Origin of the sequence: Halomonas sp. DP4Y7-1, from assembly GCF_019800705.1 — a bacterium.
In the GTDB taxonomy this organism is placed as follows: Bacteria; Pseudomonadota; Gammaproteobacteria; order Pseudomonadales; family Halomonadaceae; genus Halomonas; species Halomonas litopenaei_A.
The window spans coordinates 479,098-496,266 of record NZ_JAHVKS010000002.1 but is presented as its reverse complement, the minus strand read 5'-3'; the positions used below and the strand labels follow the sequence as shown (position 1 = coordinate 496,266).

The 17,169-nt window shown below is 61.1% G+C and carries 13 protein-coding genes, 1 tRNA gene and 1 pseudogene; 1 reads left to right on the top strand and 14 read right to left on the bottom strand.

The genetic code is table 11. The annotated features are described in order from the left end of the window. Positions 1-11: 11 nt before the first annotated feature. The 4 genes from yajC to KUV72_RS05750 form a co-directional block, all read right to left on the bottom strand. On the bottom strand, positions 12-350 hold the full coding sequence (gene yajC / locus KUV72_RS05765; protein WP_206941545.1) for a preprotein translocase subunit YajC: 339 nt from the start codon (positions 348-350) through the stop codon (positions 12-14). A 66-nt stretch (positions 351-416) separates the two neighbouring features. Beyond that, positions 417-1,553, bottom strand: a complete 1,137-nt coding sequence (gene tgt, locus KUV72_RS05760) for a tRNA guanosine(34) transglycosylase Tgt (protein WP_374107023.1) — start codon at positions 1,551-1,553, stop codon at positions 417-419. A 58-nt stretch (positions 1,554-1,611) separates the two neighbouring features. After that, entirely contained in the window at positions 1,612-2,661 is a 1,050-nt protein-coding gene (gene queA / locus KUV72_RS05755) for a tRNA preQ1(34) S-adenosylmethionine ribosyltransferase-isomerase QueA (RefSeq protein WP_222237729.1), read from the bottom strand. Between the two features lie 114 nt (positions 2,662-2,775). After that, positions 2,776-4,230 carry an SLC13 family permease gene (locus tag KUV72_RS05750; protein ID WP_222237728.1) on the bottom strand — a complete coding sequence of 485 codons (1,455 nt, stop codon included), beginning with the start codon at positions 4,228-4,230 and terminating at the stop codon, positions 2,776-2,778. Between the two features lie 544 nt (positions 4,231-4,774). On the opposite strand from KUV72_RS05750, the gene KUV72_RS05745 reads away from it, so the two are divergent. After that, a tRNA-Leu gene (locus KUV72_RS05745) sits at positions 4,775-4,861 on the top strand. Positions 4,862-4,996: 135 nt separating this feature from the next. Here KUV72_RS05745 and KUV72_RS20040 read toward each other — a convergent pair. From KUV72_RS20040 to KUV72_RS05695, 10 genes and pseudogenes are all read right to left on the bottom strand, one after another. Then, positions 4,997-5,230: pseudogene (locus KUV72_RS20040) on the bottom strand (tyrosine-type recombinase/integrase); the annotation flags it as partial. 322 nt (positions 5,231-5,552) lie between these two features. Then, the gene (locus KUV72_RS05735; RefSeq protein ID WP_222237727.1) at positions 5,553-6,734 is read right to left on the bottom strand and encodes a hypothetical protein; all 1,182 of its coding nucleotides are present in this window, start codon (positions 6,732-6,734) and stop codon (positions 5,553-5,555) included. Between the two features lie 382 nt (positions 6,735-7,116). Further along, entirely contained in the window at positions 7,117-8,526 is a 1,410-nt protein-coding gene (locus KUV72_RS05730; RefSeq protein WP_222237726.1) for an aminotransferase, read from the bottom strand. A 70-nt stretch (positions 8,527-8,596) separates the two neighbouring features. Beyond that, the gene (locus KUV72_RS05725) at positions 8,597-10,009 is read right to left on the bottom strand and encodes an APC family permease (protein WP_222237725.1); all 1,413 of its coding nucleotides are present in this window, start codon (positions 10,007-10,009) and stop codon (positions 8,597-8,599) included. A 236-nt stretch (positions 10,010-10,245) separates the two neighbouring features. After that, positions 10,246-11,733: an aldehyde dehydrogenase gene (locus KUV72_RS05720; protein ID WP_222237724.1), complete on the bottom strand. Its 1,488-nt coding sequence runs from the start codon at positions 11,731-11,733 to the stop codon at positions 10,246-10,248. A 207-nt stretch (positions 11,734-11,940) separates the two neighbouring features. After that, on the bottom strand, positions 11,941-12,882 hold the full coding sequence (locus tag KUV72_RS05715; RefSeq protein ID WP_222237723.1) for a LysR family transcriptional regulator: 942 nt from the start codon (positions 12,880-12,882) through the stop codon (positions 11,941-11,943). Between the two features lie 106 nt (positions 12,883-12,988). Next, on the bottom strand, positions 12,989-14,179 hold the full coding sequence (gene argE, locus KUV72_RS05710; protein WP_222237722.1) for an acetylornithine deacetylase: 1,191 nt from the start codon (positions 14,177-14,179) through the stop codon (positions 12,989-12,991). Positions 14,180-14,354: 175 nt separating this feature from the next. Then, positions 14,355-15,029 (bottom strand): DUF1028 domain-containing protein, encoded by a 675-nt coding sequence (locus KUV72_RS05705; RefSeq protein ID WP_222237721.1) that lies wholly within the window; start codon positions 15,027-15,029, stop codon positions 14,355-14,357. Continuing rightward, entirely contained in the window at positions 15,026-15,454 is a 429-nt protein-coding gene (locus KUV72_RS05700; RefSeq protein WP_206941530.1) for a RidA family protein, read from the bottom strand. Before KUV72_RS05700 ends, KUV72_RS05705 begins: the two co-directional genes overlap by 4 nt. After that, the gene (locus KUV72_RS05695; RefSeq protein ID WP_222237720.1) at positions 15,454-16,785 is read right to left on the bottom strand and encodes a flavin-containing monooxygenase; all 1,332 of its coding nucleotides are present in this window, start codon (positions 16,783-16,785) and stop codon (positions 15,454-15,456) included. The genes KUV72_RS05700 and KUV72_RS05695 overlap by 1 nt, the downstream gene beginning before the upstream one ends. Positions 16,786-17,169: the final 384 nt, after the last annotated feature.

Below are 17,169 nucleotides of genomic sequence, written 5' to 3'. Positions count from 1 at the left end.
ACGAGCACCAATCAGATGGACTTGAGCGTGCCCTTGGGCAGCACGGCGGCCACGGCATTCTTCTGAACGCTGACCTCGGTGCCTTCGCTGATTTCCATGGCCAGGAATTCGCTGTCTTCGCTGACCCGGGTGATGCGGCCCATCAGGCCGCCGCCGATGACGATCTCGTCACCCTTGGAGAGGCCGCCGATCAGCTGCTTGTGCTGCTTTGCCCGCTTGGCCTGGGGACGCCACAGCAGGAAGTAGAAGATCAGCACGAAGCCGACCAGCATCACAATCTGGGCGATGCCGCCACCGGCAGCGGCGCCGGCATCCTGGGCCTGGGCCGGGGAGATGAAGAAGTCCAACATGTACGACGGTCTCCGTAAGTCGTGGGAAAAGCAGGAGCAAGCGGCCGGCAACTGCCGACCGATGTATCAATTCGGGGCGGGGGGAACCGGCAGGCCACGCCTGGCGTAGAACCCTTCCACGAAGTCAGCCAATGTACCCGCTTCGATAGCACCGCGCAAACCAGCCATGAGGCGCTGATAGTGACGCAGATTATGGATGGTGTTGAGCATCGAACCGAGCATCTCTCCACAACGGTCCAGGTGATGCAGGTAGGCCCGTGAGAAGTTCTGGCAGGTGTAGCAGTCGCAGTCGTCTTCCAGCGGACGAGTGTCATGGCGATGCTTGGCGTTGCGGATCTTCACTGTGCCTTCGCTGGTGAACAGGTGACCATTGCGCGCATTGCGGGTTGGCATCACGCAGTCGAACATGTCGACCCCGCGGCGAACGCCTTCGACAAGGTCTTCGGGCTTGCCGACGCCCATCAGATAGCGCGGCTTGTCTGCCGGCATCCAGTCGGGCAGATAATCGAGGACCTCGATCATCTCTTCCTTGGGCTCACCCACTGACAGGCCGCCGATGGCATAGCCGTCGAAACCAATGTCGTTGAGGCCTTTCAGTGACGCCTCGCGCAGGTCCGGGTACATGCCGCCCTGGATGATGCCGAACAGCGCCGACGGTGACTCGCCGTGAGCATCCTTGGAGCGCTGGGCCCAGCGCAGCGACATCTCCATGGAGGCCTTGGCTTCGGCATGGGTGGCCGGGTAGGGCGTGCACTCATCGAAGATCATCACGATGTCAGAGCCTAGCGAGCGCTGCACTGCCATCGACTCCTCAGGTCCCATGAAGACCTTGGCACCGTCTACCGGCGAGCGAAAGTGCACGCCTTGCTCGGTGATCTTGCGCATTTCTCCCAGGGAGAAGACCTGAAAGCCGCCGGAGTCCGTCAGGATCGGCTTGTCCCACTGGGCAAAGTCATGCAGGTCGCCGTGGGCTTCGATGACCTCGGTACCCGGGCGCAGCCACAGGTGAAAGGTATTGCCAAGGATGATCTCGGCGCCGATCTCTTCCACCGAAGAGGGGGTCATGCCTTTGACCGTGCCATACGTGCCTACCGGCATGAAGGCCGGTGTCTCGATGGTGCCACGGGGAAAGGTGATGCGGCCTCGGCGTGCCCGGCCATCGCTGGCCAGGTGGTCGAAGTGCATGAAACATTGCTCTCGCATGGGTCTCTCCGTGCCCCTGTGGGGCGTAACGCGGTTCTGCCGTATCCGTTGTGCTGTATCAGTCTTGCGCTTTCAGTGCCGCGGGTGTCGGCGTCAGCAGCATGGCGTCGCCGTAGCTGAAAAAGGCGTAGCCTTGCTTGACCGCCTCTCGATAGGCCGCCATGACGGTATCGTAGCCAGCGAAGGAAGACACCAGCATCAGCAGGGTCGATTCAGGCAGGTGGAAGTTGGTGATCAGGGCATCGACGCAACGCCATTGATAACCCGGGTAGATGAAGATATCCGTGTCGCCTGACAGCGGCGCGATCTCGCCCGAGGCGCTGGCGGTTTCCAGGCAACGAACGCTGGTGGTGCCCACCGCCACCACCTTGTTGCCTCTTGCCTTGGCTGCGCGCACCTTGGCACAGGTCTCGTCACCGACGTCGATCCATTCGCTGTGCATGTGGTGTTCGTGAATGTTGTCGACGCGCACCGGCTGGAAGGTGCCGGCACCGACGTGCAAGGTCACGTAGGCCGACTCGATGCCACGGCTTGCGAGACGCTCGAGCAGTGGCTCGTCGAAGTGCAGGCCTGCGGTCGGCGCCGCGACAGCGCCGTCGCGACGTGCGTAGACGGTCTGATAGCGCTCCCGGTCGGACAGCTCATCCTCGCGAGTGATGTAGGGTGGCAGCGGCATGTGTCCATGCTGCTCCAGCAGCGCGATCATCGGCGTATCACCGAGGAAGCGCAGCTCAAACAGAGCGTCGTGGCGTCCCTCTACCACGGCCTTGATGTCACCTTCGAAGATCAATTCCGTGCCCGGCTTCGGCGACTTGCTGGAGCGCAGGTGCACCAGCCCGCGATGGGCATCCAGCGGGCGTTCGAGCAGCATCTCGACCTTGCCGCCGCTGGCCTTGTGGCCGTGCAGCCGCGCGGGGATGACGCGGGTATCGTTGAACACCAGCAGGTCCCCTGGCTCGAGCAACTGCTCAAGGTCGGGGAAGCGACGATGGTCAAGCTGGCCACTGGCGCCATCGACGCAAAGCAGCCGACAGTCGCTGCGGATGTCGGAGGGGTAACGGGCGATCAGCTCCTCGGGGAGCTCGAAGTGAAAGTCAGCGCGCTGCATGGGGATTCACAAGATGGAGGTTCGCAAGTCGTCAGGCAGGAAGATCGAATGCCAAAGGCGCACAAGGATACCGTTTCCTGACCGCCACGTCAGGAAACGGTGATCATCTCTGTGTTACCAGAGCAGCAGGATCAAGCCGTAGGCCATCAGCGTCACCAGTACGGTGCTGATCAGGTTCAGTGCAAAACCGGCGCGAATCATTGACTGAATCTGCATGTGGCCGGTACCGAACACGATGGCATTGGGAGGCGTCGCCACAGGCATCATGAAGGCACAGCTGGCGGCGATGGCGGCCGGCACGGTGATCAGCATGACGGGAATGTCCAGCGACATGGCCAATGCGCCTAGAAGCGGCAGGAACGCCGCTGCGGTGGCGGTATTGGAGGTGACCTCGGTCAGGAAGATGATGACCAGTACGACGCCACCGATGATCGCCAGCGTGGGCAGGGCGCCGAGGATGGCCAGCTGGTTGGCGATCCACTCCGCAAGTCCTGACTTGCTGATGGCACCGGCCAGCGCCAGGCCGCCGCCGAACAGCAGCAGAATGCCCCAGGGGAGCTTCACCGCATCTTCCCATACCATCAGCGTTTCGCCGGGCTGGCGCTTGGACGGGATCAGGAATAGGGCCATGCCGGCGACTATGGCGATGGTGGTGTCCGACAGCCAGTCCGCACCCATGTCATTGAGCAGCGGGCGAACGATCCACAGCGCAGCAGCGGCCAGAAACAGCAGGCCCACCCGGCGCTCGGCCGAGCTCATGGGGCCCATGTCGGCGAGCTGATCACGAATCAGACTGTCGCTGTCTCCCTGGCCGATATTCAGCGCGAAGCCCTTGCGGGACAGCCACCACCAGGCCAGAGCCATCATCACCACACTGATCGGCACGCCGACCAGCATCCACTGTGCAAAGCCCAGGTCGATGCCGCGGTCTTCTGCCAGATAGCCGGCCAGCAGGGCGTTGGGCGGCGTTCCGATGAGCGTTGCAACGCCACCGATGCTGGCGGAGTAGGCGATGCCCAGCAGCAGCGCAGTAGCAAAGCGCCGCAGTTCCCTGGGGTCGGAATCTTCCATCAGGCTGAGCACCGAGATGCCGATCGGCAGCATCATGATGGCCGTAGCGGTATTGGAGACCCACATGCTGAGAAAGCCGGTGGCGATCATGAAGCCGGCAATCTGGCGGCGTGGCTCGCTGCCGACCACCTTGAGCACATGCAGGGCGATGCGCTTGTGCAGGTTCCAGGTCTGCATTGCGATGCCCAGCAGGAAGCCGCCCAAGAAGAGGTAGATGATCGGATTGGCATAGCTAGCCGCGATATCCTTGATGCCACCAATGCCCAGCGCCGGTGCCAGTACCAGCGGAATCAGTGATGTCACCGGAATGGGGATCGCCTCGGTCGACCACCAGCTGGCCATGAGCAATGCCATGCCGACACAGCCCCAGGCAGCGTGGGACATATCGCCCGGAGGCGGCAGAATCAACGTGAGCAGCAGAAGCAGCGGGCCCAGCACCAGGCCTATACGGCTGGCGACGGACGGATGGGGAACAGCATCGTTGCGGGTATCGGCCATGGCAGATTCCTTTCTCCTCAAATACGCTCGGCAGGACGCGACAGATGCTTCGCGAAGCGCTGCCTAGGGGGCTGATCAGGGGTACGGATCAGCAGCGCGGTCAAGCGGCGCCGGTTCTGTTGTTGATGGAGACTTACGCATTGTTAACCTGACGCAGGGCGGCGGCAGTCTACCAAGGTCGAAGCCGCCGGGGCGAGCCATCTTTGGCCAAGACGTCGCTGTTGGACAAGCTCAGGGCTGGTCCACTTAGGGCTTGTCCACTCAGGGCTTGTCCAATAGCAAGGCGGCTTCGTTGCAGCCGTTCACGTGGATGGTCACCCTGGGTGAAGCCGTTGGGCCTGTATGCGTGCGCCCACCCACCGCCCAGACGCGCGGCCCGGTGCACTCGCTGTCCAGCAGGCGGCACGGGCGAAAAAAAACAGGCCAGGACGCGCTGCAAGGGACCAGGACCACCCGCAGAGGGCAACAAATGCGCGCTTGAATCGCGCATAGGTAGCTGAAGCAATTGACGTTCGCTGTCACCCACGTATAATCAGCGCCCGTTGCCGGTGTGGCGGAATTGGTAGACGCAGCGGATTCAAAATCCGCCGCTGGAAACAGTGTGTCGGTTCGAGTCCGACCACCGGCACCATTTAGAAAACAGTCGCTTACGAGCGGCTGTTTGCGTTTTTACCCTCCTTTTTTCTAGTGTGTGCTCGCAGAAGGCCCCGCTTAAGCTCGGCAGGCGCGCGCCAATATCGTTTAGACCTACATCGAACATGTGCAAGTAGCGGCTGGTAATGATCAGGCTGGGATGCCCCAGCAGATCCCTCACCGTGGTCATGCTCTCTCCGGGCTGGGCCAGTCTGCCGGCAAAGCTGTGGCGTAGGTCGTGAAGGCTTAGATCCTGGCACCTTACCGCCACCCTTGCTTTTCCCCACACTATCTGTAGCAGATGATAGGTCGTCACAAACGACAGGTCCTCTAGTCCGGCACGAACATCCGCCGCTATCCTGCCCATACGGTCATTTTCGCTCCTTCTGTCTGGCATCAACGGGCGCGATCAAGCTGAATGTTGTTTAGGGCTAGCTGCCAGTAGTTCGGTTAGCCCTGCCCAGACCCGTCCAGCCCAGTATAGGTAGTCTGCCGACGTTCAGTGGTTACTTAGCGGAAAATATGGCGCATCTAGGCAGGCTGAGCTCGATCGAACTTACATCTCGAAGTCGCCTTGTCATGTGTAGTTCGAGCCGTTTTTTCCATGGTAAGAAACGGCTATCAGATACTGGGGTGGCGATAACTGCCGCCCAATTTTGAGCCTTGCTGTTGCTAAACCCTGCTCCTGATTATCGAAGTATGACTTTCAGTCGAGGTCGGAAGGTGTTTGCGAAGTGGTTGAGCTGCTGTGCTAGCCAGGTACGGCATTCGTCATCATTGGTGAAATCTTCAAGCTGAGCATAGCTGGCAAAACCAAGCCGTTCGGGATCCCCCTGTAGGCGATCCATGGTGCCACCGGGTAGTTCAGCTAAGATCTGCTCGCGTTCTTCGTTTAGTTGGTCGAGTACCCGCGGAAGCTCCGTTTTCTTGCCGGACAAAAACACACCGCAGATGCCGTCTCCCATAGAGCGATAGGCGGTGAGCCAGATGCCTTGTACGGGGAGTGACGCCTTGACGTGATTTGGGTATCGGTAGGTAGGGGGCGTCTGCTCGGGATCATCGAAGAGAGTGTGTGTTAGCGGGTCCCACCAAGCGCGCTCTTCAGTTACCGTAACTGAATTACCGCTTGCAGCGGTTTCGCTGTCGTCGATGGCATCACGGAGCTCGCCGCTGTCATTTTTCTGGACATAAATGAATGTTCGCTCGATGGTCTCTGTCTTTGCAACGACACGAGGCTGCACCGCCAGGCCCTGGTCGCCGAACTCGTAAAGAGCAACTTCCACCAGGCCGAAGCTGAAGCCGAGTGTAGCATTGCGAGTGATCAGCTCGGCCATGCTGGTGACTCCCTCACGGATTCCATCGCCGGCGATCAGCAGCAGGAAGCGTCCCTCACGCAGAGCGCGGGCGGCGGCGTCGACGAAGGCGGCCTCGTCCAGGTCCGGCTTGAGCCGCCGGGCGGCCTCGAAAGGTACATTGCCTTTAAGGCCTGTGGCGGCTGCAACTTGGCGTTGCAGGTCCGCGTAGCTCCACTGGGACACGGCCCTGGCGTAGTCGAGGATCTGAGCGATCACCTTGCGCCGTGCTTCTGGATTGCGCCATAGCTTGCACTCGACTAGTGTCAGCCGGCCAGAAGGGCTAATAAATGCGGCATCCACGGGGCCCGCTTCAGTGGAGAGCTCGGTGCACAGCGACACCAGTGGGCCGAAGGAAGGATCCACTTCCTCAATCGGTAACAGGTCCGGGTGAGCAGCCAGTAGGTCGCGCAGCCATGCTTCATTACGGCTATTGGTAAAACCTAGCGGGGCCCGTGTCGCCGTCGTAAATGCCTCGCCACTATGTTGTCTAAGAAGAATGTTTCCATATGTCGGCACAGGTCAGTCCCTTAGTATTGTCGGCGTATAAGCAGCTAGGCGGTGTCCGCAATTTGCTGAAGTATGGCTAAGTGTATCGAATTCTACTCTGCTATATGAGCTTGATAGAGCTAGCGATGTACGTAGATGCGAGAAAGGCCACCTCTCGTCGAGATCGGAGAATGAGCTTTCATCCTGTAGCAATTGCTGGATTCAACGGTGAGCTAAGTCGCGCTCATTAGCTGATGTTAAAGGGACAAGGCACGTTTCTCTGTCCTTATACCGGGCTCACTACTCGTTTAGACCAGCATCGCCCCTCTCGGTTATCGATAGCGCTGCCTGTGATGGCGCCGCTATCAACGTCGGAGAGGGGCGATGCTGGGCCTATCTGCCGGTGCCGGGACTAGCGGGGCAGGTAGCCGTCGGCCTTGAGGGACTCGGTGGCGGCTTCGATGCTGTCGCGCAGGGTGGTGGCGACAAAGTCGACGTGCTCTCGGGTCAGGATCAACGTCGGTGACAGGATGTTCATATGCGCCAAGGGCCGAACAATCAGGCCTCGCTGCTGACATTCATCGGCGATGCGATTACCGATCTTGGCCTCGGGGTCGATCAGTGCCTTGGTCTGTTTGTCCGCGACGTTTTCCAGACACATCATGAACTTGCGGCCTCTGATATCGCCAACAATCTGGAGGTCTGACAATTCGCGGATACGCCGTTCAAAGTAGGCCCCCACGTCCTGTACGTGCTCGCACAGCCCTTCGCGCTCCATGATCTCCAGGTTCTTGAGGCCTGCCGCACAGCTCACCGGGTGGCCTGAATAGGTGAAACCGTGGGTGAACAGGGCGCCGTCCGCCTGGGGCTTGCTGATCACCTCATAGATGCGGTCGGAGAAGATCGTGGCCCCTAGCGGCAGGTAGCCCGAGGTCAGTCCTTTGGCGCAGGTAATGATGTCCGGGACGATACCGAATTCGTCCTCCGAGGCGAACATGTGGCCAAGACGGCCGAAGGCGGTGACCACTTCGTCCGAGACGTACAGGACGTCATACTTGCGGCACACCTCCAGGGTTCTGCGGTGATAGCCCTCAGGGGGGACAATGACACCGCCCGCGCCCATGATGGGCTCAGCGAAGAAGGCGGCGACATTGTCCGGCCCTAATTCGAGAATCTTGCGTTCCAGTTCCGCGACCTTGTCGTCGCAAAAGTCCTCCAGGCTTTGGCCCGCCGGGCGCCGGTAAGGATTCGGACAGCTGATGTGATGTACCAGAGTGTCGTCGATATCAAAGCCGATATGGTCGAACTTGACGCCGGTAATCGACATCGCCATGTAGGTGCTGCCATGGTAGCCATCGATTCGAGAGATGATCTGCTTCTTGCTGGTCTTGCCAAGCTGATTGAAATAGAAGTGGATCATCCTTACCGCGGTATCGTTGGCCACCGATCCGCCGCAGCCATAGAAGACGTGGTTGAGGTCCCCGGGGGCGAGCTCGGCAAGCTTGGCCGCCAGCTGAGCGGCGGGTGCCGTGGTGTGGTGGCCAAAGGTCGAGAAGTAAGGAATGGCGCGGATCTGATCCGCCACCGCGTCGGCGATCTCATCCCGGCCGTAGCCAATGTTGACGCACCAGAGTCCTCCAATGCCATCCAGATAGCGCCGCCCATCGGCATCTTCGATGCTGACGCCATCGGCCTTGGTAAAGACCATGGAGCCGTTTTCCTTGAAGGTGGAAAAGTCGGTCCATGGGTGGGTGAAATGATCGCGATCCTTCTCCCAGATGTCCTGCTTGTCGAGGGAGGGTGAGCCTTGAAAACTGTTCATTGTCGTTCTCCTTTATGATGCTATCCGGGCAGGGTGTTGGCCCCATTCCTGGCCTGTTCTGGTGTTATTTCTAGCGGCTGATGACTCGGTCAAGCGGTTCCGGCGTGAAGAGGGTTTTTTTCATCACGACCTTGATCCAGACCAAAGCCACAAGGCTGACCAGTCCGAGTACCACCCCTGCGCTGGTGAAGATCTGCTGGGTCATGTCGGGGGAAGGGGATGCATAGACGATCGCGTAGACCATGCCCGCAATGCCGACGAGCTGAGGCAAGGGGTAGAAGGGCGTGCGGTAGGGGCGCTGTGCATCGGGGTGGCGGCGGCGCAGGGCGATGACATTGACGTGGGCGATGATGTAGGCGATCAGCCAGGCAATCGCCGCCGCCGTCAGCAGTAGCCCGACGGTGCCAGGGTCATTTCCCCAGACCAGCAGCGGTAGCCCCGTGACGGCTGCAATGAACAGGACCGCGACCCAGGGAACCCTGGTGGAGTTCGTCAGCCAGCCAAGGGCGGGAAAGGCCTGGCCCTGTTCCGCCATGCCTTGCAGCATACGGGGTATGGACGCCAAGGACGTGTTGACGGTGCTGCAGGTGGCGGTGACAGCAGCGACGGCAAGCACAAGATGCCCGGCGTCACCGAAGACAGCGCGTGCATATTCCAAGTGGGGAAGTTCGGCCGCCAGCAGGGCTTCCTGCGGCAAGTAGAACAGGACGCCGAGACAGTAGAGGGAGAAGACCGCAAAGATAACCGTCAACCCCAGGTACATGGAGCGGGGAATATGACGAACCGGATCACGCGTTTCAGACACGAGCGGACAGACAAATTCGACCCCCACGTAGCCCCAGATTGCCAGTGCCATGAGGCTGAAGGCGCCGCTGCCCAGGTCAAGATCGGCGAAGATGTGGCTGGCATTGAAGGCATGGGGTGCGACGCCGCCGGACAGCGCACTGAGGCCCAGCAGCGTGAGCGCCACCACCATGGCGAAGGCCAGCACGTTCTGCAGCTTGGCAAAGACATCGATACCCATCAGGTTGAGCAGGGTAAAGGCGCCAAGAATGCCGAAGGCAATGAAGTGAGTGCTGTCCAGGGCGGGGTAGAGCACACCGAGCAGGTAGTCGACCAGTAATAGCTCTGCAGATAGGGCGAACATGGCGACGACCACGTAGCCCGAGAACACCGAGAGAATGGCGGGAAAGTGACCGAGCGCGACCTCGGTATAGGTACTGAGGCTACCGGCTCGGGGAATCATCAGCGACAGTTCCGAGAACGAGGCGGCGTAGCACATGGCCAGTATCCAGGCGATGGCCAGGGGCAGCAGGAACGCTGCCCCGGCGATGCCGACGCCCTGGAGCATGATCACCATGACGCCCTGGGAGACGACCAGGCCCACCGCGATGGCCATCAACGACTTCAGGCCCAGCGCCTTGCGGCAGGAGCCCGAGGCAGACGGCGCTGCCTGGTGGGAGGTGGGGGAGTGTGTTTGCATCACTACATCCTCTTGTTGTTGTTCGACATTGTGATTCGGAGCTGTTTTTCAGAAGGGTTCTTCAAGCCTTTGTTTGGAATAGATATTCGAGTGCTGGCGAGCGCAGCGTGGATGGTTCGGCAGGCGCTCGCCCGAGACGAGCACCCAGCAAGCCGCAGGGCCCTCCCGCGGTGGATGGGAAGGAGCGAAGACCCTGGCTCAAGGCCTTTGCTTAAGACCTTTGCTCAAGACACTCGCTACAGGCGAATCCAGGTCGTTTTCAGCTGGGTGAACTTGTCCAGGGCATGCAGCGACAGGTCTCGCCCGAACCCTGATTGCTTGTAGCCGCCGAAGGGGGTGGTGAAGTCGATGGCATCCACGGTGTTGACCGAGACGGTGCCTGCTCGCAGGCGGCGCGAGACGCGGTGGGCGCGGGATAGATCGGTCGTCCAGACGGAGGCGGCCAGACCGTAGATGGAATCGTTGGCGATGGCCACGGCCTCGTCTTCGTCAGTGAAGTCGATCAGCGCAGCCACGGGCCCGAAGATCTCCTCATGGGCGATGGTCATCTTGGGCGCCACATCGACGAACAGCGTAGGGGCGACGAAGGCGCCTTGTTCGTCTCCGCTGGGCGCGGTGCCCATGGCGAGGTATGCACCTTCTTCGATACCGCGAGCAATGTAGCCACGGACCTTGGCGGCGTGCTCGCTGTCGATCAGCGCTCCTACATCTGTCGCAGGGTCCAGGGGATCCCCCACCACCAACCGCGAGGCGGCGGCCACGAAGGCGTCGACGAAGGCTGGCCTGATATCACGTTGGACGAGAATCCTCGAGTTGGCAGAGCAGACTTCCCCTTGATTGAAGTAGATGCCTTGCACGGCGGCTCTCGCCGCAGCGCCGATATCGCTGTCGGCAAAGATCAGGTTGGGGCTCTTGCCGCCACACTCCAGCCAGACCTGCTTCATGTTGGAGCGGGAGGCGTAGTCGAGAAAGCGTTTGCCGGTAGCGGTGGATCCGGTAAAGGTCAGGCAGTCCACGTCAGGGTGAAGTCCAAGGGCCTGTCCGGTGACATGACCATGACCGGGCAGCACGTTGATGACGCCGTCAGGAAAGCCTGCCTCCTTGGCCAGTTGCGCCAGGCGCAGTGCGGTCAACGGAGACTGCTCCGCTGGCTTGAGAATCACGCTATTCCCCGCCGCCAGCGCTGGGGCCAGCTTCCAGGCGGTGATATCGAGGGGAAAATTCCAGGGAATTACCGCCGCCACCACACCGATGGGCTCTCGAGTAATGGTCGCCAGGTTGTCGCCGTCGGTCGGGGCGACTTCACCGTAGAGCTTGTCGGTCGCTTCGGCGTACCACTCGAAACACCCGGCCGCACCTGGAATATCCAGTTCATAGGCGTCACGGATGGGCTTGCCGGTATCCAGCGTTTCGAGCAGCGCCAACTCCTCTCGGTGTTGCCGAATCAGCGCCGCCAGGCGTTGCAGCGTGGCCTTGCGCTGTGCCGGGGCGAGGCGTGACCAGATCCCTGACTCGAAACTTGTGCGAGCGGCTGCGACCGCCCGATCCACATCGTCGACGCTGCAGGCCGCAACCGCCGTCAGGGGTTGGCCGGTGGCAGGGTTGGAGGTGACCAGCGTCGCGCCATCACTGGCAGCAGTGGCCGCGCCGTCGATGAACGCATCGTGGGGCAGGACAAGCTTTGCGCTCAGGTCACGCCAATAGGAAAGATCATGTTCCGTCATGGGGAAGGTACCTCGGTCGGAGTGTTGTTATCTTGGCCGTGCAACTCCGCTACCCGGCTGTACAAGCACCATATCCCCAGGCTGTTGATCAATTAAAATACTATTAAATTAACGACAGCTTCAGTTTTTCCTATCCAAAAGAGCGTCAGAGAAAGGGGCCTGGAAGCGGACGCAGGCAGCGGACGTAGGCGCTAGCCCTTAATGCCCTCAGGTGCGCGACGTGACAGCGCTGCTTGCTCCGAACACATCAGTGATAGTGTCGATCTCCTGCGCCAGTTGCCGCATGGCGTCTGCCGCAGGAGAGAGTCTCAGGCCACGCAGACAGGCCAGGCCCATGGTCAGAGGTTGGGCATCGTCCTCCAGCGCCAACGCCTTGAGGCGAGCGTTGTCGGCGGCGCTGAAGGCACTCATGGGGGTGTTGAACAGGGAAAAGCCGAAGCCATTGGCGAGCAGGCCACGAAGCATGTCCATGGATTTGGCACGGTGAGCGACATGGGGCAGCAGCTGGTGGTGGGAAAATATCGACAGGAAGTACTCGCGACTCAGCGGCCAGTCCAGCAGCACCATCGGGTAGGTGGCCAGTTCGGCCAGCCCGATACGATCCTTCTCGCTCAAGGGGTGATCCTCAGCCACTACCGCGTAGGCAGGGAAGCGGTAGAGGGGAATGAAGGCGATGTCGTCGGGAATCTCCAGGTCGTAGGTGAACGCCAACTCATAGTCGCCTTGCTGCAGACCATTGACGATGTCGACCTGAGTCATCTCATCACAATAGAGACTGACGGCAGGGTGCCTGTCCGCAAACTGGCGCAGCAGCTGTGGCAAGAACAGCGGGGCAAAGGTGGGGAATGCGACCAGACGAAGCTCGCCACCGACCTCTTCCCCTAGCGATGCGGCGAATTTTTCCAGTCCCTCGGCGTCACGCAGGAGTTGGCGCGCCCGAGTCAGCAGTTGTCTGCCGGTGGGGGTCAACGACAGCCCCTGGGCGTGGTGCCGAACAAACAGCTGCAGTCCGGTGGCTTCTTCGATCTGATGGATGGCAGCGGAGATGGACGGCTGGGATACATGCAGTTTCCTGGCCGCCTGGGTGACGCTCGATAGCTCGCCGGCCACCACGAAGTAGCGCAATTGCTTGAGGGTGAAGGGGCGCATGGTCTGTTGTCATGGCTGAGAAAACCCCATCTTCCCACAGCGCCGGCCTCGGGATCGACGCCTGCGTTCGCGCGGGTGCTGGGGCTGTGTGAAGAGAAGAGCCGGCTCAGCCGGAGGTGGCCAGCCGGGCGTGGACCTGGGGGTCTTGCATCGCGCGGATCAGTCGCGCCAGGAAGGCTTCACAGTGAGCCAGCTGCTCACGGGTGACAAACTCATCGGGTTGGTGGCCCTGGGCCATGCTGCCTGGGCCGCAGACGATGGTCGGGATGCCCAGCTCCTGCTGAAACAGGCCACCCTCAGTGCCGTAGCCAATGGGCTCCAGGCGGCGGTCTTCCAGTACATCGAGAATGAAGCCGACCAGGGCGTCGTCATCGGTCATGGACAGGCCCGGATAGTCACTCAGTGGCTCCACGCGGATGCTGGCCTGGGGGTGGCCCTGCTGCATTCTGGCTTCCAGCGAGCTGACCACCTCCATGAGTTCCCCGAGCAAGGTTTCCGTGGAGTCCGCCGGTACGTTGCGAAATTCGAGATCCAGCTGGCAGTCCTGGGGCACGATGTTCAGGGCCGTTCCCCCTTGTATGGTGCCTACCTGGAGGGTGGTATAGGGAATTGCAAAGCGTGCGTCGAAAGGTCCCTCCGAGGCCTTGGTGGCGGCCTTCGCCTCCAGCCAGGTGACCAGGTGGGCGGCGGCGTGGATGGCGTTGACCCCTTGTGGAGCGAGCCCCGAGTGGCATGCCTTGCCGTGCAGGTGCACGCGCAGCGCCAGCTTGCCCTTGTGCGCGGTGGCCAGGCGCATGGAGGTGGGTTCGCCCACCAGGCATGCGGCAGGCCGTATCGGCTGCTGGGCGAGGTCGGCGAGCAGGGTTCGCACCCCCAGGCAGCCGACCTCTTCGTCGTGGGAAAACGCCAGGTGAAAGGGCATCGCCAGGTCGGCATTGACCATGGCAGGGACCGCCGCCAATACGGCGGCGAGAAAGCCCTTCATATCGGTGGTCCCGCGGCCGTACAGGCGCCCGTCCTGCTCGGTCAGCACGAAGGGGTCAAGGGTCCATGCCTGACCGGCGACGGGGACCGTATCGGTATGCCCGGACAGCATCAATCCCGGCAGGCCAGGCGGTCCGATGGTGGCGTACAGGTTGGCCTTGTGACCGCTGTGATCGGTGATCCGCCTTGAGTCCACCCCGTGGTGAGAGAGGTAGTCCTCGACAAAGGCGATCAAGGGCAGGTTGGAGAGGTGGCTGGTGGTATCGATGGCCACCAGCTCGGCGAGCAACTCGACAACAGCATCTTGAGCCATGCTAGACCTCGCAGGTTCGCCAACAGCAGGATGGGATCATTGCCAGAAAGGCGGTTGATGGATCGAAAAGGCGGCTCATAAAAAGACAGGTGAGTGGAAGAAAGGGGGGCGCCAGATGTGCCCCCCCTGATCTGTCATGGTTTGCTGTCTTGGTTTGCTGTCATGGTCCGCTTTATCAGCGTTGGTCACCGGGCACGCCGTAGGAGGGTGACTCCTGTGGTGCCGCCGCTCTCTGCAGATAGGCATCGCGCTGTGGTCGGTAGTTCTCCCAGATCATGCGTAGTTCGGTGAGCGGGGCAATGTGCCAATCCACGCGAAGGTCCACGCTAGGCCAGTTAGCCTTGTCGGTCACGGTCAGTCCTGCAGAGTGTACTGGCCCCATCTCTCCCCCAGAGGCCTGCCCCGCCTCCATCGCCGCCAGCAAACGCTCGGCCAGCTCTCCGCGGTGCGCTTCAAAGGCCTCCACCATGGCGCTCACGACCTCAGTAGTTGCCAGCATATTGCCACCGGCAACGCAGTGGTGTCCTTGCCGCGAGGCATGGATGCCCAGGGTTTCGGCCCCGCTGTGCACGGCGCTATGGCCGTTGGCATCAAGGACCAGCAGCTGGCGCCACTCGGGAAACGCTTCCTGTTCAAGCAGTCGCTGCAGCACAGTCTGAGCGTCCAGGCGCTCTTCCAGCAATGCCACGCCGAGCTGGCCCAGGGCAGGATTGGTGACATTCTGCGACAGCACCGCGCCCTTGCCAGGCGCGACAAAGGGGCAGCGGCTGGCGACACAGATACTGGATGAGCTGATCGCGGTGCCGAACTGGCCGGTGTCGCTGCAGTAGCCGGCAATGGAAAACGTCATGGCTGAGACTCCTGCGTGTCAGGGATGACCGCAATCACGTCGATTTCCATCAACCATTCCGGTTGGGCGAGACCGGCCACGACCAGCCCCGTGGAAATGGGAAACACCCCCTTCAACCAGCGGCCCACCTCGCGATACACCGGCTCGCGATAGCGAGGGTCGGTAATATAGGTGGTGGTCTTGACGATATGGTCAAGACTGGAGCCGGCTTCTTCCAGCAGCTGCTTGACGTTGCGCATGGCCTGCTGTGCCTGGGCGCCGGGGTCCCCGAGCCCCACCAGCTGGCCCTCGAAATCGGTGCCTACCTGTCCGCGCACATAGACCGTGTTTCCCGCCTTCACTGCCTGACACAGATCGTTGTCCAGCGTCTGGTTGGGATAGGTGTCCTTGGTATTGAACATGCGAATACGCGTGTGTGTCGGCATCAGCTGATCCTCAGGTCACGGGAGGCGCAGGGAGATGCCGGGAGCGCTGACGACGCCTGTTCATGCTGACGGCGGTCTTCGTCGTAGGCCAGGTACTTGCGTTGCGTGGCGATATGCTCGGCGATGTGTCTGGCGTCGTGCCATACGCCCCAGATAAAGCTTGAGCCGCGCCGAGATTGCCACGGCAGTCCCACAAAATAGACGCCGGGCTCGCGGGAGACGCCGCGCTGATGCAGGGGGCGCCCCTGGGCATCGAAGGTGTCCACCTCAAGCCAGCGATAGTCGACGCTAAAGCCTGTCGCCCAGATGATCGAGGTGACCCCTTCAGCGCCCAGATCGAGCGATGCCAGCGGAGTGCTGACGCATGCTGGCGTGGCCGGTATCTGTCTGGCGTCCGGGTCTTCCGGCAGGTCCATGCCGTTGCGTGTCAGATAGGCATCCGCAGCATCCAGCATGGCCAGGTAATTGGCATCGCCGCGGGCCAGGTTATCGGCCAGGTCCTGTTCGAAGCTGACAACCCCATGGGTGATGTCTCGCGTTCGCCCCACCAGGGTGATGCCCTGGTGGGCCAGCGAGCGAAAGTCGATGGTCTTGCCGCCGCCGGCGCCACTCACGGCGATGGTGACGTGTTCGGTGCCTGGCTTCATGGCCTCGGCATCCCACTCCCCCAGTACCCCCAGCCACCAACAGAAATCGCGTCCGCGATAGCGCCGAGGAGGGCGATCATGGGGGCCCACCGAGAGATACACCTTCCTTCCTTGCTGGTGAAGCTCTTCTGCGATCTGGACGCCGGAGGATCCGGCGCCCACGACCAGCACAGCGCCGGCAGGCAACTGCTCTGGACGTCGATAGTCGGCAGAGTGAATCTGATAAAGGTCCTCGTCATTCGGCGCAATGGACGGAATGACCGGGCACTGGAAGGGGCCCGTGGCGGCGACAACGCGCTTGGCGTCGATGGTGCCCTGGGAGGTTTCGACGCTGAAGCCGGGGCGTCCCTGGTGGCGAGTGACCCGCTGAACCTCGACGCCAGTCCGCAGAGGTGCGTTGATCATGCGCGCGTAGGCTTCAAAATAGGCGGCCACGTCGTCCTTGCTGGCGAAGTCATCTGGCTCGATGCCATCAAAGGCTTTGCCAGGAAAACGGTCATGCCAGGCAGGGCCATTGGCGACCAGGGAGTCCCAGCGTCGGGTGCGCCAGGCTTCGGCGATCCGCGAGCGCTCGAGCACCAGGTGCGGTACACCAAGTTGGCTGAGGTGCTCGCTCATCGCGATACCGGCTTGTCCACCACCCACTACCAGGGTGTCGGTATTGTCACTCGTTCTTGTTGTCATCGTTCGAGCCCTTGTCAGTCATTGCGGTCAGGTATCGAGGGAGCCACGTGAGCTGCCGCGGTTTGCCATCCGATGGCATTTACCCTAAGAGCTGCGAGTGAATAGCGAAAATATAGTTATTTTGTCTTTTGGATCATTAAAAGCTATTTAGTGGCGCCAGCAGGGTGCTGTGAGAGTACTGTGCGAGTGCCGTGGGAGTGCTGTGCGAGTGTTGTGACAGTGGGGTGCTCTCACGTGAGCTAAAAAACAGCACACAAATCTCCTTTTATTAGATCGTGACCTGCTTCAATACTCGGACTGACTGGGGTTGGCGGCTGCCGGCCCGGTTCAGTGCTCTCGTGATCGTTGTGCGTGGCGATAGCGCTGACATCAGCAATGACAACG